The 22,559-nt window shown below is 29.4% G+C and carries 23 protein-coding genes; 1 reads left to right on the forward strand and 22 read right to left on the reverse strand.

Features of this window, described 5'->3' with window-relative positions:
• Positions 1-133: 133 nt before the first annotated feature.
• The 21 genes from Q0828_RS00565 to Q0828_RS00665 form a co-directional block, all read right to left on the reverse strand.
• Positions 134-1,042: a hypothetical protein gene (locus tag Q0828_RS00565; protein ID WP_298416801.1), complete on the reverse strand. Its 909-nt coding sequence runs from the start codon at positions 1,040-1,042 to the stop codon at positions 134-136.
• Positions 1,043-1,044: 2 nt separating this feature from the next.
• Positions 1,045-3,552, reverse strand: a complete 2,508-nt coding sequence (locus Q0828_RS00570; RefSeq protein ID WP_298416803.1) for an N-6 DNA methylase — start codon at positions 3,550-3,552, stop codon at positions 1,045-1,047.
• Positions 3,553-3,623: 71 nt separating this feature from the next.
• Positions 3,624-4,634 carry a WYL domain-containing protein gene (locus Q0828_RS00575; protein WP_298416804.1) on the reverse strand — a complete coding sequence of 337 codons (1,011 nt, stop codon included), beginning with the start codon at positions 4,632-4,634 and terminating at the stop codon, positions 3,624-3,626.
• Positions 4,635-4,713: 79 nt separating this feature from the next.
• Positions 4,714-5,652 (reverse strand): hypothetical protein, encoded by a 939-nt coding sequence (locus Q0828_RS00580; protein ID WP_298416806.1) that lies wholly within the window; start codon positions 5,650-5,652, stop codon positions 4,714-4,716.
• Positions 5,653-5,790: 138 nt separating this feature from the next.
• Positions 5,791-6,738 carry a hypothetical protein gene (locus Q0828_RS00585; RefSeq protein WP_298416808.1) on the reverse strand — a complete coding sequence of 316 codons (948 nt, stop codon included), beginning with the start codon at positions 6,736-6,738 and terminating at the stop codon, positions 5,791-5,793.
• A 34-nt stretch (positions 6,739-6,772) separates the two neighbouring features.
• On the reverse strand, positions 6,773-8,311 hold the full coding sequence (locus Q0828_RS00590) for a Mov34/MPN/PAD-1 family protein (protein WP_298416810.1): 1,539 nt from the start codon (positions 8,309-8,311) through the stop codon (positions 6,773-6,775).
• 2 nt (positions 8,312-8,313) lie between these two features.
• Positions 8,314-8,913 carry a Mov34/MPN/PAD-1 family protein gene (locus tag Q0828_RS00595; RefSeq protein WP_298416812.1) on the reverse strand — a complete coding sequence of 200 codons (600 nt, stop codon included), beginning with the start codon at positions 8,911-8,913 and terminating at the stop codon, positions 8,314-8,316.
• Between the two features lie 13 nt (positions 8,914-8,926).
• Positions 8,927-9,472, reverse strand: coding sequence for a hypothetical protein (locus Q0828_RS00600; RefSeq protein WP_298416814.1), 546 nt, complete (start codon positions 9,470-9,472; stop codon positions 8,927-8,929).
• Positions 9,473-9,490: 18 nt separating this feature from the next.
• A complete protein-coding gene (locus tag Q0828_RS00605) occupies positions 9,491-9,985 on the reverse strand; it encodes a hypothetical protein (RefSeq protein WP_298416816.1) in 495 nt (164 codons plus the stop codon).
• A 151-nt stretch (positions 9,986-10,136) separates the two neighbouring features.
• Positions 10,137-10,670, reverse strand: coding sequence for a ubiquitin-conjugating enzyme E2 (locus Q0828_RS00610; protein ID WP_298416818.1), 534 nt, complete (start codon positions 10,668-10,670; stop codon positions 10,137-10,139).
• A complete protein-coding gene (locus tag Q0828_RS00615) occupies positions 10,667-10,945 on the reverse strand; it encodes a hypothetical protein (protein ID WP_298416820.1) in 279 nt (92 codons plus the stop codon). Before Q0828_RS00615 ends, Q0828_RS00610 begins: the two co-directional genes overlap by 4 nt.
• A 10-nt stretch (positions 10,946-10,955) precedes the next feature.
• The gene (locus Q0828_RS00620) at positions 10,956-12,194 is read right to left on the reverse strand and encodes a ThiF family adenylyltransferase (protein WP_298416822.1); all 1,239 of its coding nucleotides are present in this window, start codon (positions 12,192-12,194) and stop codon (positions 10,956-10,958) included.
• Positions 12,195-12,207: 13 nt separating this feature from the next.
• Positions 12,208-12,516, reverse strand: a complete 309-nt coding sequence (locus Q0828_RS00625; protein WP_298416824.1) for a hypothetical protein — start codon at positions 12,514-12,516, stop codon at positions 12,208-12,210.
• Position 12,517: 1 nt separating this feature from the next.
• Positions 12,518-13,252, reverse strand: coding sequence for a hypothetical protein (locus tag Q0828_RS00630; protein ID WP_298416825.1), 735 nt, complete (start codon positions 13,250-13,252; stop codon positions 12,518-12,520).
• A 2-nt stretch (positions 13,253-13,254) separates the two neighbouring features.
• Entirely contained in the window at positions 13,255-13,620 is a 366-nt protein-coding gene (locus Q0828_RS00635) for a hypothetical protein (protein WP_298416827.1), read from the reverse strand.
• 284 nt (positions 13,621-13,904) lie between these two features.
• Complete coding sequence (locus Q0828_RS00640) at positions 13,905-14,342, reverse strand: toll/interleukin-1 receptor domain-containing protein (RefSeq protein WP_298416828.1); 438 nt, start codon at positions 14,340-14,342, stop codon at positions 13,905-13,907.
• Between the two features lie 113 nt (positions 14,343-14,455).
• Entirely contained in the window at positions 14,456-16,315 is a 1,860-nt protein-coding gene (locus Q0828_RS00645) for a hypothetical protein (protein ID WP_298416830.1), read from the reverse strand.
• 2 nt (positions 16,316-16,317) lie between these two features.
• Positions 16,318-18,930, reverse strand: coding sequence for a hypothetical protein (locus Q0828_RS00650; RefSeq protein WP_298416832.1), 2,613 nt, complete (start codon positions 18,928-18,930; stop codon positions 16,318-16,320).
• Positions 18,931-18,933: 3 nt separating this feature from the next.
• The gene (locus Q0828_RS00655; protein ID WP_298416833.1) at positions 18,934-19,497 is read right to left on the reverse strand and encodes a toll/interleukin-1 receptor domain-containing protein; all 564 of its coding nucleotides are present in this window, start codon (positions 19,495-19,497) and stop codon (positions 18,934-18,936) included.
• A gap of 3 nt (positions 19,498-19,500) precedes the next feature.
• A complete protein-coding gene (locus Q0828_RS00660; RefSeq protein WP_298416835.1) occupies positions 19,501-20,457 on the reverse strand; it encodes a caspase family protein in 957 nt (318 codons plus the stop codon).
• A 2-nt stretch (positions 20,458-20,459) separates the two neighbouring features.
• A complete protein-coding gene (locus Q0828_RS00665; RefSeq protein ID WP_298416836.1) occupies positions 20,460-21,251 on the reverse strand; it encodes a hypothetical protein in 792 nt (263 codons plus the stop codon).
• A gap of 138 nt (positions 21,252-21,389) precedes the next feature.
• Here Q0828_RS00665 and Q0828_RS00670 point away from each other — a divergent pair, with 138 nt between their 5' ends.
• Entirely contained in the window at positions 21,390-21,923 is a 534-nt protein-coding gene (locus tag Q0828_RS00670; RefSeq protein WP_298416838.1) for a TIR domain-containing protein, read from the forward strand.
• 9 nt (positions 21,924-21,932) lie between these two features.
• On the opposite strand, the gene Q0828_RS00675 is transcribed toward Q0828_RS00670, so the two are convergent.
• Entirely contained in the window at positions 21,933-22,559 is a 627-nt protein-coding gene (locus Q0828_RS00675) for a response regulator transcription factor (protein WP_298416841.1), read from the reverse strand.

Consider the following 22,559-nt stretch of genomic DNA (forward strand, 5'->3'; position numbering starts at 1 on the left):
CCTGCGCAGTGTAGTTGCATTCGTTAGTTTCTGTGAGCAACAAAATAGGGAATTTATTACAGAAAAAATCGGTTGCAGGAAAAAATCCTTCAACCGATTGGTATCGTCTATTTTTAGAGAAGTATTAACTTTCTTAAGAGTTTTCTTGGTATGTTTTTTTAAACCATAACAAAATTTCCAACAGTCCATTTTTGAGCGCTTCTACATTATAATTACTAATCATATAATCCACTTGGTTTTCAGTATTATGAATATACTTTCCGCATGTTTTATACAACCAACTTTGCAAGAGTTCAATTTCATGAGTTTGATATATTGTTGATGTCACTAGATACTTTCGTTGACTTCTATTCCATGTCTCTCCAGATAGATATTTTACTTTCTCAATAAAATTTCTATGAGTATTAAGAAGTACATTGATGCCTTCTAAAGCCAAAAAACAACTTTCTTGAATACTACGAATATTGACTAATATCGCCTTTAGTTCATTATTATTTTGAGGTAACGGTTGCAATAAAACTTCTATTAAGTTTTCTTTTACCGTATTTGGTAAATATCCTAGTGTAAAGATTTCAAAAATAGTTGCATGCTCATTTTTTAGTTGTGTTTGTGGTAAGGCATCTACTGACTTTTTAACTTCCTTACATAATTCAGCAAAATCAGAATCTTTAGCTTTATCAAAGACTTTTCCGTTGGCAAAAGAAGTATCTGCAAAAAGATTTACCAAACTGTTTCTGTCTTTTACAAAAGAAGATTGTCCTGAATATATAAACCAAGGAATAGTAATTCCTTTTGCTTTTTGTTCTCCTAAATATTTGGCAACTTCTCCAAAAGCTTCATCATTTAATGCATTTCCAGCTTCTGCTGCTGTTTTAAAAAATAGACCATCTAAAATAACTGCATCATATTCATTGGTTTTTAATTCTATCAAGCCGTCGGCAGCATTACTACATCCATTAAGTGTAATATCTGCAAGTAAAGCTTCTTCTTTAATTGTTTCATACTTTTGATGATCGTCATCAAACCATAATATATTGTACATAGTTATTCTTTTAATGTTATAGGTAATTTTATTTCTATTGTTGTTGTGTCATGGGATTCTAATTCAATGGCACTTGTTTTATCAATAATTTTCAATTCTCCTTTGTGTTTTTTTACAACTTCATTTATAAGCCAGCCGCCTAGTCCGTTACCTGCATTTTTTCCAAACATACTGCCTTTTCTTGTGTAAGCTCCTAGGGTGAAGCCTTTTGGTAGTGATTTTCCATTGTTTTTAAAGTCTATTTGCAATGTAAGATTTTCAAAATCGTATTGAAGCTCTATTTTAATCTTGTTATTTGTATTTAATTGATTTTCAAACGCGTGTTTTTCTGCATTTTCGATAATGTTATCGAAAATTCGTCTTAAATATTCTTTATCTCCATTGACATATATTTCTTTGACTTTACTTTCTTTTAATAACTCAAGATCTTTATTTAATGTAATTTCAAAAACATTATGGTCACGCCCCTGTATTTCTTCTACATAATTAGTTAGAAATTTTAGGACTTCTATTTTTGAATATTTTATTGCTGTAAGATCAATTTCTTGTCCTACAATAATAACACTGTTACTAACATCTGTAATGTCTCTCTCTAATATTTGTAAATAATCTCCAAGCGTTTGCGTTAGTTTTTCATTGCGTTTCAATGTTAACACTTCCGGCATCTCTTTGACAACCTGGTCTTTTATAATTTGTTGTACTGCACTCAAAGCTCCTCTTATATTTTTGAGTCGCCCTGCTATTAAGTGACGTAGAAAGCTATTTTCATCAGCGACATCAATTCCGTAACTTTCTCTTAATTCTTCTACTTCCGTTAGTTTATTCTTTACAATCGTTTCTTTATAGGCGTATTTTTTACTTTTTTGTTCTTCTAAACTTGGAAGTATGACATTGATAGAAAGTAGATCGTCTATATTTATTTTTTGTATTGCACCTGTTGATTTGTTTCGTTTTAATTGTTTTTGAACGTATTCTTTTTGTAATTCTAATGCTAAATATTCAATATCAACTTTTGAGCTATCAACTGTTACAGCAAAAATCATTGGTCTTGGGTAAAAAACCGTATATTTTCCTTTCTTGTATATTGTAGGCTTTAAACTCGCATGAAGTGTTGAAAGCAATAAACAATTATCTACTAATTTATATGCATTCACCTTTAATTCTCTTTCCTCTAGTTCATCAAAAGATTCTGCCAAATTTGTTTCTCCATCAGATAAGTCACTTATTCTAATGTATCTTCCTTTCTTAACTTCTGGCTTCAACCTCCGTAATGACTTTGAAATATTTTTTAGAGGTACTAGATATTTCTGTTCTACTTCAGGTATTTGCAACTCTTCAAATACATATCTATTTACTGATAAGTTATAATCATTTTCTGAAACTTCTTGAAATGATATGTCTCGAACAAGTTCATTTTTAGCATAACTATCAATCAATGCTATTACTTTATCTGCATCTATTACATTTCTTTTTGCAGATGACTTTGTATATAAATTAGTTGCATCAATAAACCGAACACTTTTCTTTGAAGATTTCTCTTTGCTTAGGGTAATGATATTTACTGGAATTGATGAAAAGTTTAAAATATTTGAAGGCAACGCTATAATTGTTTCCAGATACTGATTCTCTACTAAAAATTTCTTGAGCGCATTTTCTCTTTTATTTTTGCTGTATAAAAAACCATTTGGCATTACAAATACCATTTTTCCTCCTTTTTTAAGCTTTTCAAAACATTCTGATATGATATACGCATTCGCATTATTTCTAATGAAATACATGTTTTCATGAGATAGGTACTCTAAATCTCTATTAAACTTGAGATTGAATGGAGGATTGAAGGCAATAAAACTATACTTTCTATTAACGTAAAAATTTTCTAAACTATCTTTTTGTTTGAGCGTAAAATTACTGGGTTTATTATGAATCAGTAAGCGTAATTTTGCCAGTACTTGAGTTCCAAGATTCCGTTCTTCACCGATATATTCTATTGTATCAGGTAAGTTTACTGCTAAAGAAGCAAATCCTGCAAATGGATTGTAATAACTATAATTTGCTTGCTTTGGCTTAAAGTGATTCATGATTTTAGTAACTTCTTGCGGCTGTAAAGCGTCAGCATACGGATCTCTATAGCCGCTGGTTTCTCCGAGTAAGGATTCAAATAATTCAGTTCCCTTTTCTTCTAAAAAATCATTCTGTATGTCAGTAATGATGCTAATTAAATCTGAAAAATAATATCTTTTAACGGTACTTATAAGACTAAAAATGTAACGTTCATATAATTCCTCTAGTTCGAAATGAATAGAATTTTTTATCAACGAACTCATAACATCTTTAATTTCTATCCTATTGGAATGATAATTAACAACCCCTTTTTGTATAATGTTTTCTTTTTTCAGTATTAGTAAGAAACATTCCAGTATCAACGCGTCAATTTTTGATAGATTACTATCTGATGTATTTTTGAGCGTTCGTAATGTTGCTATTATTTGTAAAAATCTATTGTCCTTCATCAAATTTTATTTTTAACCTTTTTCTTGTAATGTTTCACAAAGATATACTCTATGTGTGCAATGATTCTGCACTAGTTGTAATTTTGAATACAATCTTTTAAAATTGTTTGTATTTCTTCTCGTAAAAAAATAGGTGCTTTTACTTCAATGTCTTTCCCGAAAGCAAGTATTTTTTTGTTTAATTCAAAGTTTGGAATTACTTCTATTGAGAATGTAAAACTGTCATTAGTTTCTTCCACTTTCTTTTGTGAACCATGTAAAGGTTTCGTTTTTATGTACGGAGCTAATTGAGAAGATACTTTTAGAATTACTTTTTCCAACGGTTGATCTTTAGGCATGGTAACACCTATAATATCATCAAAATATTCTTCAAAATTAATCATCTTACTTATATCATACGGAATTGAAGCATGCTCCATATTTTTTATTCTGTCTAAAGCTAGATTTGTTATATTATCGTATTCGCTATTCTTCCCAAATAGAAACCAACGATTGTTGTACTGTTTTAAATAATACGGATGAAATTGTATTGCTTGCGATTGTTTAGCTTTAAACGATTGATATGTTATAATTAAAGCTTGTTTGTTTTTAATTGCTTTGAATAGTGGAGAAATGTATTCTGTACCTATTAAGTACTCATTGTTATCAAAGCCTATGATTTCCTGACTTTCATTTGATAACTTGAAAGTTTGATCTAACTTTGGAATTAACTCATTTACCCATTCAAATTGCGGCAATCCTTTGAATCTACTCAATACTAACATTGCCGATTTTATTTGATCGGCTTCACTATCATTTAACGGTTGTTTTTTTATGGAGAATGATTGATCTTCATATCTATGATAGGTACGTCTTCCATCTTTTACTTTTTCTATCGGAGCTGAGAACCCTTGTGAAGATTCCATAAAACGAATGTCATCGTATAGTTGTCTTTTTTTTATTCCGTCTGACTTTGGATCAAATTCAAATAACGCTTCATTACAAGCTTCTAATAAATCTTCTATATAATATCGCTTTCCTGCATTACTAAAACACCGATCTAATGTATTATATCTTATAATAACGTGTTTATTTGTTGCCATATCTTTATTTTTTGATGCTTTTGTAAAGATATGTAAAATGTGTGCGGTAGAAGTGCGTAGGTTTAATATATTGGACTATTTACTCTGTAAGTAATGAATAGTGAATGTCGTAGAAGTATTGATAGTATCTTCTATCATTGTAGGTATTTATATCATTACTACATCCTACAATTTTTATTACATCATTCCTGTACAACTCATAATTTATATCTTTTAAATCATACCATAAACCGGTATCCCCAACTTCTTTTAAATAGTATCTTCCTACAGTAGTGATTTTGAAGTTCAAATTTAATTTATTCCATTTTTGAGATTTATTTAATGAGAAACTTTTAGATTCAATAAATTCGTTATCGATACTATACAACTCAATAGTTACATTTCCTTTTTTTTGTGGTCGCACATACAAGTGATGGAGCTTTACAGGATGTTGAATATCTAAAAACATAAAATAACCATTATCATAGTTTCCTTCTTTACTCCGTCTATTTTTTCCAACTCGAAAGTTTAATCTTTCTACTGTATTTTTTATATTAGATAAATTCGATTTTAGATTAGTCAACTCAGAATTAAGTATTTTTGTTTGTTCTTTAAATTTTTCGCGATTGGTCTTTTCATTGGAAATTTCATTATTCAGAGCATCAGCTCTTCGTTGTAAGTATTCTTTCTGGCCATGCTCATTATTGTAAATATTGTACCAATATAAAACAAGACCTAAAAACAGGAATGTGGTTAATAGAAAAAATATAAAATGATTTTTATAACTTTTTTCTATTACTGGTGGAGTTTCTTTTACGCCATACTCAATATTTGGGATGTAGGGTAATGTTTTTGTTTGTTTGCAACATTGTCCTCTTTTGGTGTTTTTCCAAACTTCTTTTAAATATACTGTTTTACATACAGCACATACACAAACTTCATCGCCTACTTTTAACAATTGTTTTGTTACTGGATCTATACGATGATCTGCAAGGATCGAAGGATGTTTTTTTCTATTAATGATGATGGAATTACTCATTTTTCTATAGTCCTATTTAAGACGGTAAACATTTTAATGTATTTATACCTGACTTATACAAAAAAGCATGATTAACCTTAATTAAGGTAATAAAAAGAACACAACCTTTGGTTAATTAGATAGTTTTTCTATTGGTATTTACAACGCTTTAATTTGATACTCCCATTCATAAAAGTTCATATAATATGTACCTTCATCTTGTGGATCCTGAATAGAAATGGTATTATCTGAAATAGGGTACTCATCATAATCACTTATAAATGTTAAGCTAACATTTCCTTGATTCGTCATATAATATTCTCCTTTATTAATCATGCAGTAAAAATTTAAGACTCCTAAACCATCTTTTATAGAACCATTATATGCTTCACAAACCAGTCTGTCATTTGTATCGTAGATTAATGCTGTCATAAAACCCGAACCTTCAGCTTCAATTTTAACAGATTTAAAATAGATTGGCCGATGAACTGTAAAACGTATTTTAGTCGGAGTTTTACTAGATTCTAAAGAGTAATTATGAATTTCTTCATATTTAACTCCAGTTATGAATTTTTTAGACGATAAAACAGTATTTGCATTTTTCACTTCAGCAGATAGCCTTTCTGACCTTTGAGAAGATAAATTTAATCTAGTTTGCAATTCTTGTTTCTCTTTTTTAAGTACTGAGATTTTACTTTTTAGGTACGTTATGGTACTATCTAATTTATTTTTATCATAATGAGTAGAGGTATATTTATCTTGCTGCTGTTCAAAAATTGAAGTATATCTATTTTGTATTGTCTCATTTTCTGTATATAAATAGTAACAACCTACACAAGCGATAAAAGTAGTTATAAAGAAAAAAACAAATATTCCTTTGTATGATTTTTTAGCTTTTTTGGAAGAACGTTTTTCCTTTTTGAAATCAATATTCGTAGCATTTGGAATTTTTTTCAGTGTTAAATTTTGGCCACAACAACTATTTCTTTGAGTATTTGTCCAAACATCTTTCAAATAGACTGTCTTGCATTTAGCACAAACACATACCTCATCTCCAACTTCAAATAGTTTTTTAGTTATTGGATCAGTACGATGATCTGCCAACAAAGAAAGATGTTTTGACCTACTGATGATAATTGAGTTATTCATTTTTATTCACTAAAGAATCCTTAAGATTAGAATTTGGAATTGAAATAGGTTGCTTTATACTATCGATAAGTAAAGTATCATTATAGATGATGTTGTCTAAATTAACATCTTGTATATGTGATTCTTTTATTTCTTTTAGAATGGGATCATTTTCTTTAATTACTTCTTCTTTTTGAATCACTAGATAAATACTAAATACTAACATCGTCGGTAGAAAGATTGTTGAGATCAGAATTATCAAGCTTTTTTTTTTAAATCCATTATTATCGCTCGACTTTTCTTTGGTGTTATCTACATCCGTAAAATTTACATCATCATCTTTCAATATATACCCTTTACACTCTTCAGCCTCTTTACCTACGAAAGCTTTCCAAATTTCCTTATGAGGATTTAATATAATAGCATAGTGCCAATTTTGATTAAAAAAACGATATTGGGTATTCATATCTGTTCCTGACATATATAAACTCAACTCATTTGGATGTGTGTGATACCAACCGATTACTTGAATATTATCATTTTTTTCTTCAGCTATTTCATCTGCATCGTTTAACATTTGTGACCAAGTTTCATGAGACATTTCTAAATACGTAGGATTTCCCTTAGCTGTTTTACCTATCACAACGTCCTCCACGATTGCAAACTGCATTTTTCTTTTTTTATCAAAAAATACTTTTCCCAGAAGAATACCTCCTTGTTCGTTTTTATTTATCGAAGTCTTATGATTCCCCCATTCAATATGATTCCATATTTGTTCTTTTGCTTTTTGAGATATGAACAGCAAACTATCAGATTGATTTTTTTTATTTCTAGAATTGAAATTTTCATCGATTTTAAAATCCTCTTCTGTTAGCTCTTTTTCTTCAAGTTCATATTTTTCATTAGCTGTTATATTGAATTTTTTTTTGATTGTAAACTGTGCTTTTTTGCTAGAACTTGTTTTGTTTTTATCTGAATCGATTTTGAACTTTGGTTTATTTATTTGTTGATTTGAAGTAGAGTTTATGAGTTCCTCTAGAAAAATATCTGTTGGAAAAATATTCTCATCCCTAACTATTTTATCTGAGTACCACTGATAAGCTCTTTTATTTCCAATATTATCAGGATTGATGTAATCTTTACGAAATTGTAGGGATAAAATCATTTCTTTCACATAGTCTACAACACCAGCGTGTTTTTTTGAAGAACCAACCCATAATGCCTTTTTACTAAATATTTCTGTAGAGGTATATTCATTTAATAAATCTAAACTAGGAACAGGACTAAGACGCCTGAAGTTTGGATGATAAGGTACTTCAAACCCTTTCTTTATGAAAATTTTATAAATAACTTCAGAATCATTGTTTTTTTCAAGTACTAGTTGAAATTTAAAACCTTTTCCGATTTCTCCTTTTGAAATGTAACTTTTTACTTTTAAGGCAAAATCTAAAGTACGAGTGTCCTTACTTACTTCTAAATACTCAATTTTATGTTCTGAAAAAAAATCTTTTATCTGCTGGAATTCTCTATCTATTTTTTGTTGTATTCCCATAATTAGCTTTTTAAAATATATCCATTACATTCTTTAGCTTCTGATTCACTAAAAGCTCTCCATATTTGTTTTTGAGGATTTAAAACAATAGCAAATTGCCAGTCCTTAGAAAACATTGTTCGTTGCGTATTTAAGTCTGTTCCAGACATGAATACAGATAATCTTCCTGGATGCGTATGATACCAACCTATCACTTGTAAGTCTTCATTTTTTTCAGAATCCTCATTCATAGTGTCAAGTATATCCATCATTAATTTCCATGTATGATGATCAAATTTCAAATATGCCATAGAACCTTTTGCAGTAAGCGCTGGAATTGCATTTTTAGCGTAACCAATGATTCTTTTATTTTCTTTATCTTCATAGGAATGACCTATTAACAACCCTCCTTGTTCTACTGAATTATTGGCTGTATCCTTATTCCAATCAATATGATCAAAAATAGCTTCCTTCGCTTTTTGAGAAAGAAATATCTTATTAGATGTTCCTAGTTTTTGAATATTCGAATCGTATTCATCATTCTTTTCTAGCGAAATGGTTTTTTCTAATAGTTTTGGAATATATTCACTAACCGTTTCGTGTATACTAAATTTCTTATTCATGTTATTTTTAGTTTTAACAACCGCTTGTTGCTGGAATTAATCTAATAGTATCATTGTCTTGAATAGAATTTTGAGAAAGTGTCTTAGAATTATCTAACTGATTACCCCCTTTGAGAGCTAGATTGTATCCGTCATCACACGCAGACACAAAGTCATTTGCAATTAACTCTGCAACTATTTGTTGCCCAGTCATGATATCATCCAAAGTGACTGAAATTACTCTTCCATCAGTTGGGTGCATAAAATTCACATTGATACTTTGGATTTTAACAGCGTTTATCTTTTTGCTATTAACAGTATTTTTTTGATTTGTTTTTTCAGATGATAAGCTATTATTACCTAGCAGATTTCCTCCTATAAATATTAACTCATATCCTTGACTATTTGCAAGTATGAAATCATTTGCTATCAATTCACTTATAATTTCGCCTCCAGTCATTGTATTATTTATAGTAATACTAATGAATTTACCATTTATTGGATGCATAAAATTTAAGTTGATAGATTCTTGATCGAGAATTTTAAATTTCTTTTTTAGTCTATTCTTTAAAGTGTTCATGTTCTTTTTTTGTGTTTTTTACTTGAGTACAAATCCTTGACATTCATAAGCCTTTTTTCCATTAAAAGCCTTCCAAGCTTGTTTTTGTGGATTTAAGACAATTCCAAATTGCCATTGTAATGGAAACATTTTCTGCATATCCATGTCCTTTTCTGACATGTAAACTGAACGGTTTCCTTTGTGAGTATGATACCATCCTACGACATATTCTTTATTGGCAATAGTTTTATTTTTATTATAGATATCTAACTTGTTCAGCATAGCTTGCCATGAATCAAATCCATACTTTTTTTCATTGATTGAATCCTCTTTGACAACTGCTGGAATAATTGACGTAACTATTGAATAATAGAATTTTTCATAACTATCGAAATATGGTTTTCCTATTAACAATCCTCCTTCTTCATGAGAATTAGTAGCGATATTAGCTCCCCAGTTTATTTCTTTAAATAATTGTTTTCTTGCTATTAATGAAATATAAATTCTACTTGAACAACTGTAAGTTGAATCCAAAGAATTAAATCTATCAAGTGTTTCAAAGTTTAATATACCATTCTCTTCTGGCTCATGAAGAATAGTTTTATTTATATGAAAAAAACACATATTTCTGATGTAGTGAATGGTTGCTTAAAAAAGAAAAGGATGCTCTTTATACTGTTAAACCTCAATTTATTTTGAATTTTTTCTTTGCTTGAAATTGCATTGTCATTTTCTTCTTTGTAGGATCGGGAAGTATCGTATTATCACAAGGAAATATACCGCTACGTTTATTAGACTTGTACCAACTGTTTGCGCTTGAATTGGCGGGGCTCTTTTCATTAGTAATGTCTAAATCGTACTGTAATGTACGTATCATTCTAATGATATGATGTCCTAAACCTTCGGACATTAACCATGTTCCGTAACACCATTTCCCAGCTCTATACCAATTTGGATGGTATACAATAGGTTTTGATATCATTTCAACCTGTGGTGCTGCAATCGGATAATTTGAAGGTAGCTTTACAGTAATAATATGTGAATTTCTATACTCAGGACCTTCTGCAATAATACCTCTTATATTAATGGTTACTTTATATTCCTCAACATATGGAGCAATACCTTTTGTAGCTTCCCAAGAAATTATGCTTCCTTTTATATTGACCATTTCCTTATAGTCATTTTTTAACCGTAAGTTTCTTATTTCTTGTGGTGTCATAAGCTCTGATTTAAAAAATTTAGTTGTCCAGCATCTGTCGCTGGAATTACTCTAATAGTGTCGTTGTCTTTAACAGCATTTTGAAAAAGAGTTCTTGCATTATCTAATTGAGCACCGCCTTTCAATGCCAAATTGTATCCATCACCACTTACTGGCACAAAATCGTTTGCAATTAACTCTGCTACAACTTCTTGTCCTGTCATAGTGTCTTCTATTGTTACAGAAATTACTCTTCCGTCTGTTGGGTGCATAAAATTTACGTTTACATCTGCCATAATTTTGATTTTAATTAATTGATTTTAAAATTGTGTTATCTGCTAGTTTATAATATTTATGTTCGTTTTGTTGATTCAATACTGCGAGAATCTGCATGTGCGGTACGCCTAATTGGTGTAACGTAAAATTGAGGAGTTCTTCGTCTGAATTTTCTAGACTAAATTGTTCTTGAGAAATTTTATATGTTTGAGTTTCTTTATCCGTCTTTGAATAATTACTGCCTCCATCTTTACACTTTTTACAAATAAATTCTTCTGCATCAATTCTAAAAGTGGGACGCATTAGTTTAATTTGTGAATCGCAAGTTCTACATGAAACACTTTTGATAAAACTTCTGTCTCCTCTAAAGTCTAACGAAGCGTCTTTTCCTGAAAATTTATCTTGTGCTATATGTTCCAAGAAGTCTTTTAGTTTGATATTTACATCTACTGATAGCTCAGTTATACTATGATAGCTCGCGTGAGCTGTGCAACTTTCATTTATCTTTTTAGAAAATATATCAAAGTCATTGTTCTTGCCTTGAAAGTATATTTTTTTTCCGATGGCAACTTCCTGACCACATAAAAACTTAACAGCTTCTTGTACTTGTATGGCTGACACAATCGCTGAAGTAATTTGAGTTGTAGGCATTTTATCTTCTTCAAAAGCTTTTAATTTTGCTTGATCACAAGAATATCTTTTATTTGAGTTTGCGAGTTGATTAGGTGTTAGGTTACATTCGTAACATGGTAGTTGTGGCGGATGGTAAAATTCTACTCTCAAACCTAATTCATACATGCCACTATCAATCCACGGTGTATTTGTGAGCCAGCATTGCCTGTTGATAGACATACGAGCCTCTACATTGTCTAAACAACCTAATACTAGATCCATTTCATCATAAATTCCTGTTCCAAGTTCCCAAACTAAGTCTCCATGAAACCAGTCTATATTTATATCATCATTGAATGCTAGTTCCTTTACTCTTTTTGCAGCTACTTCTGCTTTCTTCTTTCCAACGTCACCTTTTCGAAATAGTACAGTTCTACTTAGATTAGAAGTATTTATAGTATCAAAATCTACAATAAATATATTTCCGATTCCTAGTAATGCTAAATTTTTTAGAGTTTCATTCCCTATAGCTCCAGCTCCTACAACCATTATTTTTGCATTTTTCAGTTTGTCTTGACTCCACCATGATATTCGTTCTTGTCTATCAGTTGGATTTTCTTCAAAATTTATACTGTTTATAATCTCGAATTTTTTCATTACTTAATTTTTTTTACCAGATAAAATCACATCCACCTTTTTCAATACTACACTTCCATCGATTATTATGTTTAATAATTGTTCCGGATGAATTACATCTTGGGCAACTTCTAGGACGACTGCTATTTATAATATTAAATTTCTCATCTTTTACAGGAACTCTTCTCCGATTGGTGATCTGAAATTTTTTACTTGTTGGATTGTTGATGTTAAAGGTTTTTTTTTCTGTTTCAGTTATATCATTATAGATTTGTTCAGTATGTATTTCTTCTTCTGAAAACATATTCTTAATTTTTCGCCATGCTCGTGATAAGAAGTTCAATTTATTCAGTTTTTTGATGTTGTTTTAGATTATGCACCTCTTTTATGAGAGTCTTGAGCATAAGAGTATTTTGCTTTTTCATACTCCATTCGTTGGGTCGAGGATGCCAATCAAATAGTACATCAAACAAACGAGCACATGCTTTTTCTCTTTGATCTTGATTTACACATATTGCGTTTATTATGGCGGGATAACTTCCCATAATGTGTATAGACTCACATGCCTTGTGGTAATGTTTTAATGCATTTCGATATTGATATATTAGTAATGCTATTATCGCACTGAACGGAAGTAATACCGAAGTTCTATAGATAATTTGAGTAGATATTTTTGAATCCAACCAATTTTTATAATGTAAAGGAAGAATTAAAAGAAATATTAATGTTATAACAGTTATTATGGTTAAGCTAAAAAACAACCAATATTGAAGCGAATATTTACGTTTATCTCTTTGAAAAGGTTTTTTTTCGGGCTCCAATAAATCTTTTACTTTTTTCATTTCTTGGCTTACTACATCTGTTGTACCGGGAGCTGTTTTTAATAGGTTTATTTCTGCTTGCTTCTTTTCAATGATAAAGCGAATAATTTTCATAATGATTTCAGTCCCTTTTTCTTTATCAGTACACTTTGTTGAAATATAATTATCCATTTCTTGACTGAAATCAGTTGGACAATCAATTTCCTCTATATTTACTTCATTTCGTATTGCAGTAATAGTATCAGAAAGTATTCCCATAATTATCTTTTTTTTGTTTGAAAGTTGTGGATAATTTTTAATAACAACTTGTAAAATTTTTTGGCTAAGAACTTATTCGTCACGTCATTTGATGTTAACAAAAAACCTATTCTATCTTGCTGTTTAGAGCCTAACGTTATTCCTCTCTTATCAACTACCGATTCTAATAATAATGCAGAAGCATCCGTATTTGTAGATATAAGTTTACAAGAATTTAGGTTTATATAATTGAAATGTATATCAACATTTATAATCATTTTGTTTTCAATATGAAATTGAAAATTAAGTTGATCTTTATGACAAAATACTTTATCAAATAACAAATCGGCATTAATGATATATAACTTAAAATGTATTAAAGGAATCATTTCATTTAACTCTTTAATTATTTTTTCAGAATTGGTTGAGATATAGTCTATATTCACATTTGGCAACTCAAGCAAGGTTTCGCTTTGGTTACAATGAATATTCTTTAAATGCTGTATCCAAACGTCCTTTAGGAATATAGACTTACATTTTTTACAAACGACAACTTCATCTCCAACACCAATTAACTCTTTACTGATAGGATCTATTCTTTGATCTGCTAAAAATGTTTCGTGTTTATCCCTGTCAATCTTTATTATGTTGGGCAGTAATCTTTCTTCTGAATTTACTTTTTCATCGTTAATTCTTTTTTTTTAATTAATCTTTTATTGATAGTATTAGCAACAGCTTTGGGGTCTGAATTCCACTTTATATATGCTATTTTTTTTATCTTAGTTGGAAGTTCTGTATTCTCACACAATATGGGAATAAAATAATTTGAGTCTATTTTTAATCGCTCTAGTATAACCTTTAATTCAAGCTGCGTGTATTCTCCTAAAAGATATTCTTCTGAAAGAATTGCTAAAGCAATTTTAGCAGAATCTCTAAATAATTTAGCCAAATTATCTTCTAATTCAAACCCTGCATTCTCCTCTTGGTTATAAGGATAGTAGTAAGTCTTAATATTTAGTTTTTCTAAAGCGACGCAAATACCTACCGCAATATCCTTTTGAGCTTCCGAAAAAGAAATGACAACATCGTATGTATGAGTTAATATTTGCATAAATCAATTAGAAAAATTAATACCTCAAATATCATAGATTAAACGATGTTTACTTTCATGAAATGTAGTGATTTCCTTCTCCCTACTTCTAATGACTTTTATCATCTTTAGTTTTACTCTTCTTCATAGTACTCGATACTTTTAACACTATCATCAGATTGACTTAAAGGCAACTCTAACGAGTTTTGTAAATTTACTTGTATACTCTCATTTATCTTTTCAATACTCAAATTTAACTCTTCTTTATACTCTTCATCGCCAGACACTATAGCTTCTACAAGCTGTTCTGTTAATTCTTTTCTCTTTCTCGTTAATGCTATTATTATACTATTATCGGCATCTCCATTACAAACTAATATTCTTGTTAAATGCGGGTTTCCCAAAAGAATTCCAAACTCTTCTGTAATACTAACTTGAGTATTTTGATACAATTTAGTAATGTAAAAATCGATATCTCTTGCGTTTTTCTCTTTTAAAGAACTACTATTATTGATTTTAAAATCTAATTCAATGTTGCTTTTTATATAGTTGGCGATATCTTTGTATTCTAATATTGTATTGCCATAATATTTGATATGATTCTTATGGAAACTGATCCAATTGCTAACATCTCTAACCCTAAATTTTACCTCGTAACAAGCTACATTATCTTTACTATTAATAATTATTCTACCCCTTTCTGCCCTAAGCAAATCAAATCGTTCCTTTATGTCAGTATCTAAAAGACTTATTGAAACACTAAAATCATTTTGATCAAGCTTAAAGTTTTTAAAAACATTTAAGGTAATTTTTTCTTTGATAGTACTAAAGACCTCTTTAGTTTTACTGTAATACCTTAAAGGGGTAACTTTTCTCATTTGTGTACTAATTGTTTCCCTAGTCATTTTTTCTACTTCATCAATAATAGATTTTTTTGGTTTTATATATTTTTTATCAATTCCATTGAGTTTTGTTCCTTTACCTTCCACAGTAACATTGAGCCGAACTTTAATACTTGCTTGTGAAGTCTCAAAGGTATCTTCCTCTCCTATAGTAAAAGTAAATCCATTCAAGAATTCTTCAATCTCTTCACTAGGAATTGAGATTATATGCTCAACTGAATATCCAATTTCTCTAACAACTTTTTCCAGTTCTTTACTAATACCCTTTTTATATCGTGATTTAAATTCATCCACAACATCTCGAAATGTTTTTTTGATTAATTCATTTTGGATAATAGCATCTACTTTTTGCTTGATCCATTCTTCAGGGTTTTTAATATTCTTCAACGAAAAAATTCTTCTATTTTTGAGATTTAGAACAATTTTATTTTTAACTTCAATAGTATTATCTCGAATTTCACAAGGTGTTGAATGAACAATTGTAATATGCTCAGGTGGAGAATCATTTTCACCTTCATCAACTATGAAAGGACTTGTTATCATGTTAACTAAAGATAACCCGATATTTTTAGAGGATTTATCTACAATTTCTCTATTTAATACTTTTTCAAAACTTGCAAATTCTGAAATAAAATTGGGGTGATCGATTACAAAACTACGAATCCAACTTGAAATTGTTCGTTTCAAAATAGCGCGAGATTTATCTAAGTTATTTTGAAAAAATAAGATTACATCTTCTCCTCTTGACTCCATGCAACTTAGCTCAAATGACATTTTTAATTCTATTATCATTCCCGTTTCTGGATCACTAATTTCACAAATCAGATCATTTATTCTTGAAAAACTAGACCAGTTTGCTACGTAATGGCTGTAAGTTCTCCCCATAAATGAATCTCTTATAATAGTAAATCCATTTTGCCTTTTTGGTTCTCCTGTCTTATTATCTACAGTAATTAGTTCTTCACTATCCTCATCAATCCTTATTTCACCGGGATTTACTTTTTTTATGATATTTTCTAATATGTTTATATTATCTGAAGAAGAACTTTCGTTAATTGAAAATTTTTTAGGGTTGATATTAAATTTTGTCATTCTCAGTTATTTAATAAGTTTGTAAATTGAATCAAGTAGTTCCGCTCATCCTTGAAACGTTGTTTTTTAGAGTAATCTTTTGTAGAATTTATTTCTTTATTTAAAGATGAACGATTTCTCTTGAAACTCAAAGACATTGTTTTGTGCTGCTCTTTTGTCATAGAATTCAACAAAGTATCTACAAACATTTTTATTACATTTTTAATTTCCATATTCGAAGTGTCAGATTCTTCTATTCTCTTTAGAATTTGATACCAAAAAACTATTAATTCAGTTAACTGATTCTGAATTTCCTTGTAGTCATATATAATTTCTTCTTCTGATATCAAGAGCATCTTAAATGTATTGCCCAACAACATGGCAAAGTTTTCTTTTTGTTCTAACTGATTTTGAAAGATTGCCTTATACACATCTGATTTTAATGGAGTTTCAACTTTTTCATACTGTTTGTCTCTTAACATTTGGTTATTTAATACATCAAACAGTAGTGTTACAATGTGCTTTTCTAATTTTGTATACTTCTTTAGAGGCTTTTCAATTTCTGGGAGCCAACTCTTAATTTTAGAGAAGTACATATAAAAATCAGATGATTGCGCTAACAATAAATCACAAAATGCTACTGACGCAGTTTCGTTTACATTTTTATTTGAATGTATTAAAGATTGTTTATAGTATTCAAGAGTATTGAAATTTTCGTTTTTAATTTGGAATTTAGTTAGAATATCAAGTAATATGTAATGATGATAAGTTGACTTCAATCCTTCTGTAAAAAAATCAGAAATGAGTTCATCTGATTCATCTTTTTCGTGTATGGTACTTAACAAATCAACATACAAATACACATTTTTACTCAAATTATTGGATGCCTTATTATGGTCATTATTTGTTACATGTAGTTGATCTAAAAATGTTTTCTCTAAATCATAGAGTCCACTGAGCATTTCTGTAATTGAAATATTTTCTGGAATACCTTCTTCTTTGTGAAATAGAAATCGCATGAATTGTAATTCATCCAATAAATCATCATGCTGTTGCCTAAATCTAATTGGTGTAATTCTTTTTAATCGTTTGAGTTTATCTTCTTCATCTTTGATGTTTTTTAAAAATCGAAGTTCATTTATTTTATCTATAACACCTTTTCTATCTGCCTTTATTTTATTGAACTTTTTTTTGATATAAAGTATTTCTTTTCGTTCATCCTCCAACTGTATCAACCATTCCTTTAAAAGTTCATCTCCATAGTAATTTTTAAATTGCATTGCTAACTTTGCGATTATAGGATGCATTTTATAATGTAATTGGAGGGATGCGTTAGAAGTAAAAAGATATTGCTGTTCAATTAATAACCTAGCACTTCTTTGGGAAAAAAAAGTAAGTTCTTTAAATACTAAATATTCTCGTTCCGAATTTTCTTTAGAAGATTTGAAATCAACGAAATATTGATTATCGATTCGATATGTTTCTATATTACATTCCCCTAAAATTAAATCAGAATCATCTTCCCATAAATTCAACAACGAAATTTTTTCTCCATTTACATTAACTTTTTTTCTATGCGATACTAATATATTTACATACTCTATAAACTTATCTGGAGAAAGTTGAGGAAATAATGTTGCAATAAAAAGAACGTAACGACTCAAAGGTTCATTTTTATTTTTTAAAGACGTTAAAAAACTAGATGTATTCTCTTTTTTTTTATCCTTTATGATTTTATCGAAATTTGGATCTTCAATAATTTTATCCATATCTCTCAAAAATTTTCTATCATCATTACTCCATAAGTTCTCCTTTCGTTTAGCCTCTATAATATAGACTTGATTCTCCGTGATTTTATGAGTTTTTGCATAAATTTGAAAGGCAGCAATTGTATAGAAATGAAAACAAGATTCTTTAAAGTAATTTTGATGTTCTTGATATGTAATATAGATAATACAAATCGAATCTTTTATTTTAGTGAGTATATCATTTTTACCATTACTGTTTTCTGTTTTGAGGGATTTTAATAATTTTGGAGTACTATTATCCTTTGTATCATAAATAAACAATAATAGTTTTTGATTCTCTTTTTGTAATATTCTCTTTTTACAATCTTCAATTAAGTCTTTAATATCTGAACGATCATATTCATCAAAAGAAACTTCGTATTTAAGATATAATTTAAAACAATCGTCTTGAGCTATAGTTTGTTTTAAACTACTTGTAATTCCGTCATGCGCGCAGTTAATAATTAGAAAGTGTTCCTTAAGTAGAAGATTCACATATTTAGCACTTGCTTCTTCGACACTGAATTTAATCTTTTCTTTATCAATTAAATCAAAAAGTACTGGTAATCCAAATCTATCTTTTTCCTCTTTATAAGTTATATTCACATCTCCCTTAGTACCATATACTTGTGGGCTTTTATCATTATGCGTAACTTTTTCTATATCTGATTCTTTTTCCGTCTCTATATTTTTTTCCTCTTTTTTTACTTCAAAATTCTTTTGATCTTCTGTATAATCGGTTTTAGTGCCCATTTCAGAAGCTTCCAATTCAGGTTCCAAATTAAATTCTTTATTCTCTTCAGGTATCTCTCCATGCTCTTCTATAGTATTTTCGTTATCTTCTACCATAACTTAATAATTAATATTAATTGTTCCTCCATCTGTAATAATAGGGCTTTTATCAAATGAAGAATTATTGATGATGATTTTGTCTGACTGCTTTTCACCTTCTGCTATTGGTAGCTCATCACTTTTTCTTTCCAAATTACATAGTAGTTCATGGATTAAAGTTGCCAACTTTTCAGGATTGTAATCCCATGCAAACGTAGTAATGCCTTCTAATTCTTCATGTACTTTTTTAACATCAGTTCCATCAACTATGATTGGTATGATATACACAGATTTCTCCATTAGATACCTTGGCATAAACGCATTAATCTCAGTTTGAACAAACTCATTATTCTTATTTACATAGTCTTTAGAAACAATAAGTATGACATATTTTGATTTGTGTCTGTATATTTCTTTTAATTCATTTTTAAGATTTCTCCCAATCATTTCCGCTTGTTTATTTGGATAATAATACGCTTCAGATTCAGGTGTCTTTAACTTTAATGCCAAGTATATACATAGTGCTATACTTCTATCTGCGCGAGCAAAAGATATTGCTACATCGTGTTTATAGTTTTCATCCATAACTCAAATTCTATTTTTAGCTACTAAATTCCAATAATGTTGACCGAGCGGAGTTAATTTGCATGATTTTGATTTCATAGCAGCATAATACATATGTACTGCTCCGACAGGGACAACTAAACCAACTCTATTGTAACGTTGCAGGACATAAAACTTTTTTGAATGTTTTGGAATCACATTCTTATAAGTATGTTCATAGCTTGGTGCAAGTTGAAATTCAGAAGTCTTAGTTTTAAATAATTTCACTAAACGTTTTAAATCCTTCAAAGAAATAGCAGGTTTTACATTTTTTAAGTTTATAAAATATTGAACATTTGTTTTAAAAATTGGACGTTGATCCCATTCACCTAAAGATTGATCAATGTGTGCATATACACTACCAGGTGTTACTTGTCCTACTAAATTTGCCGCACCTCCATTAAGCGCATCAACCAATAAAGTTGTAAAAACTCCCGAACCGTCGGTTTCTGTTGCATATTGTTCTTCTGAAGAAGCTGTTAAGATTGTCATACCTTCTGCTAATAATGCTTTATCATCAAGATCTCTTAGTGATCCTGTGATTCCACTATGACAACAATCTAAAATGATTATTTTGTTTGTAGCTTTAGATTGATTTGCAAATATTAGAACATCGTTTAATGATACTCCTTCATGTCCTTTTTGGTTGTTTGATGCTAATATGAAACCTCCTGAATTTTCAACATGACCATGTCCTGCAAAATAGAATAGGACTGTATCTTTATTACTTTTAAAAAGCTCTTTTATATGTTTTCTTAATGTATTAGAAGATAATTCATCATCTTCATTTGAAGCAGTTAAGAGCTTAATTCCAAAGTTTTTTGTTCTATCACCATTCCTTTTCAATGTAGAAGCTACAGCTTTAGCATCATTTACCGCACCTTTTAAATTTTTATATTTTTGATAATAATCAATACCAACTATTAAAGCTTTCTTCGCCATACCTATTTTTCTTTTGTGTGGTTAATTAATAAATCGTCTATTTTTACTTTTTTGAATTTTATTTTTGCTTTCTCTACTGCATTGCGATAACCTTCTGATTCAAATACTTGCTTTTCAAATTTTACAACATCCATAAAGACGGTAACATCATCAGACCAGTTTTTGATGAAAACATCTCCTGTTTGATTTTTAAAATGAAATTTTGAGCTAGCATTAGTTTTTAACGTACCTGATGAAATACCTGAAATATTACCTTCAATAGTAATTCCTGAAGATTTGGAACGTGATTGTAGTATTAATGCTTTTTTTGCAATTGTTACAGAAGTCACTAAATAAGTATCGTCCCATAACATTTCCTTTCCTTTAACATTTACTGCATTTTCTATCGCTAGTAAATCATTAAGTTCTTTTTTATCACAATCAATAGCTAAAAAGTAAATAGCTCCTTCTGAAGAAAATTCTACATGTATTGTCCCATCAGTTTTGAGTAATTTATCATTTTGAAGATTAAAATTACTTTTAGATTTAGTATTGAATTCAACTGCTTTTCTACTTGTAAAGTAATAAGTATCGGGAGCATTAGAGAATATAGGTTTATCATGTTTGATTCCGATCTTCTTCAAAGAAGTGATTTTTTTAAATGTTCCCATTGGTCTTGTTTTTCCAAATAGCGTTTTTCCGTATGGGAATTTTATAATATCACCTACCTTCACTTGTTCACCAGGAAGACAGACTGCTATTTTACCTAATTCTTTGGCAATTTCTTTTGAATATTTAATTTGTAATTTTGACATCCTCTAATTTTTATTAACATCACAAATATTTAATTCTTAATCAACTATTACTATGGTAGTTATAATGATATTTTTATCCTCATAAGTAAGTAGAGCTTCTTATAATTATTTTTCCAACTTTGTGTAAAAATTTTAATTATGAAGCATAAAATATTTATTAGTTATCATCATGAAAATGATTTCAATTATCGTAAAAAATATGAAAAGTTGTTTAGCGAGAAGTTTGATATTCTAGATTCTCTTTCAGTTAAACCTGGAGAGATTAAAGATGTTAGTACAGAAGAATTTAGAAGACAAATTAGAGAAAAACATTTAAAAGAATCAACGGTTACTGTTGTTTTAATAGGAGAAGATACTTGGCGTAGACATCATGTTGATTATGAAATTTATAATTCTTTAAAGCAAACACAGAGTAACTTAAGGTCTGGAGTTTTAGGAATTATTTTACCATCTTATACTACATATAGTCAAAATTTATATGACGAAAAAACAATTCCTAAACGTTTAGCTCAAAATATTTCTAATGGATATTTGGACATAAAGTTTTGGCATGGAAATCCTGAAATTAATCAACAGTGGATTCTTAAAGCTTTTCAAAAAAGAAAGAAAATAACGCCAAACAATTCTATGCCGCTAATGAAACGAAATTGGAAAGGTGATAAATGGCAATAAAATTATTTGTTAATCATAACCATTTTCTCTAGCGTATATAATAAGTTTTTTAGAATTTTTAACACCTGTTTTTTCGATAATATTTTTACGATGCGAGTTTATAGTTGATTCTGCTCTACTCAACTTTTCAGCAATTTCCGGAGATGATAAACCACTTGCGATAAGTTTTAACACTTCTTTTTCACGCTGCGTCAATCGTATTTCTCCATGGACATTTTTTGATCTGAGCCCTGCTACTAAAGCATTTTTAACGTCATCTCCTAAATATTCACCTTCATCATATATAGTTTTTATTGCAGTAACAAGTTCTTCTTTACCTTTATTTTTTAAAATATATCCATGTGCTCCAACCTCTAAGACTCTTCTAATGAATTTAACGTCTTTATACATAGTTAAAATAAGTATTTTGACATTTGGAAACTCACTACGAATGTAATTTGTCAACTCTACTCCATCCATTTTAGGCATATTTATATCTAAAACTGCTACATCCACATGATTATTTTCAAGCAATGGTATCACATCTTTTCCATTATTTGCTTGTCCTATGACAGTAATACCGTCTTCTTCTTGAATTAATGATACTAAACCTTCTACGACAATTTCATGATCGTCTGCTATTATTATTTTTATCAT

Source organism: uncultured Kordia sp. (assembly GCF_947496985.1).
In the GTDB taxonomy this organism is placed as follows: domain Bacteria; phylum Bacteroidota; class Bacteroidia; order Flavobacteriales; family Flavobacteriaceae; genus Kordia.

Bases quoted from the DNA above. Each gene is read 5' to 3' on its own strand.
- Q0828_RS00600 (WP_298416814.1), bottom strand. From the start codon at position 9,472: ATGAACACTTTAAAGAATAGACTAAAAAAGAAATTTAAAATTCTCGAT.
- Q0828_RS00620 (WP_298416822.1), bottom strand. From the start codon at position 12,194: ATGAAAAAATTCGAGATTATAAACAGTATAAATTTTGAAGAAAATCCA.
- Q0828_RS00640 (WP_298416828.1), bottom strand. From the start codon at position 14,342: ATGCAAATATTAACTCATACATACGATGTTGTCATTTCTTTTTCGGAA.
- Q0828_RS00630 (WP_298416825.1), bottom strand. From the start codon at position 13,252: ATGGGAATACTTTCTGATACTATTACTGCAATACGAAATGAAGTAAAT.
- Q0828_RS00610 (WP_298416818.1), bottom strand. From the start codon at position 10,670: ATGACACCACAAGAAATAAGAAACTTACGGTTAAAAAATGACTATAAG.
- Q0828_RS00635 (WP_298416827.1), bottom strand. From the start codon at position 13,620: ATGATTCCTTTAATACATTTTAAGTTATATATCATTAATGCCGATTTG.
- Q0828_RS00675 (WP_298416841.1), bottom strand. From the start codon at position 22,559: ATGATAAAAATAATAATAGCAGACGATCATGAAATTGTCGTAGAAGGT.
- Q0828_RS00570 (WP_298416803.1), bottom strand. From the start codon at position 3,552: ATGAAGGACAATAGATTTTTACAAATAATAGCAACATTACGAACGCTC.
- Q0828_RS00590 (WP_298416810.1), bottom strand. From the start codon at position 8,311: ATGGGAATACAACAAAAAATAGATAGAGAATTCCAGCAGATAAAAGAT.
- Q0828_RS00575 (WP_298416804.1), bottom strand. From the start codon at position 4,634: ATGGCAACAAATAAACACGTTATTATAAGATATAATACATTAGATCGG.
- Q0828_RS00645 (WP_298416830.1), bottom strand. From the start codon at position 16,315: ATGACAAAATTTAATATCAACCCTAAAAAATTTTCAATTAACGAAAGT.
- Q0828_RS00595 (WP_298416812.1), bottom strand. From the start codon at position 8,913: ATGAATAAGAAATTTAGTATACACGAAACGGTTAGTGAATATATTCCA.
- Q0828_RS00580 (WP_298416806.1), bottom strand. From the start codon at position 5,652: ATGAGTAATTCCATCATCATTAATAGAAAAAAACATCCTTCGATCCTT.
- Q0828_RS00615 (WP_298416820.1), bottom strand. From the start codon at position 10,945: ATGGCAGATGTAAACGTAAATTTTATGCACCCAACAGACGGAAGAGTA.
- Q0828_RS00655 (WP_298416833.1), bottom strand. From the start codon at position 19,497: ATGGATGAAAACTATAAACACGATGTAGCAATATCTTTTGCTCGCGCA.
- Q0828_RS00665 (WP_298416836.1), bottom strand. From the start codon at position 21,251: ATGTCAAAATTACAAATTAAATATTCAAAAGAAATTGCCAAAGAATTA.
- Q0828_RS00670 (WP_298416838.1), top strand. From the start codon at position 21,390: ATGAAGCATAAAATATTTATTAGTTATCATCATGAAAATGATTTCAAT.
- Q0828_RS00660 (WP_298416835.1), bottom strand. From the start codon at position 20,457: ATGGCGAAGAAAGCTTTAATAGTTGGTATTGATTATTATCAAAAATAT.
- Q0828_RS00650 (WP_298416832.1), bottom strand. From the start codon at position 18,930: ATGGTAGAAGATAACGAAAATACTATAGAAGAGCATGGAGAGATACCT.
- Q0828_RS00565 (WP_298416801.1), bottom strand. From the start codon at position 1,042: ATGTACAATATATTATGGTTTGATGACGATCATCAAAAGTATGAAACA.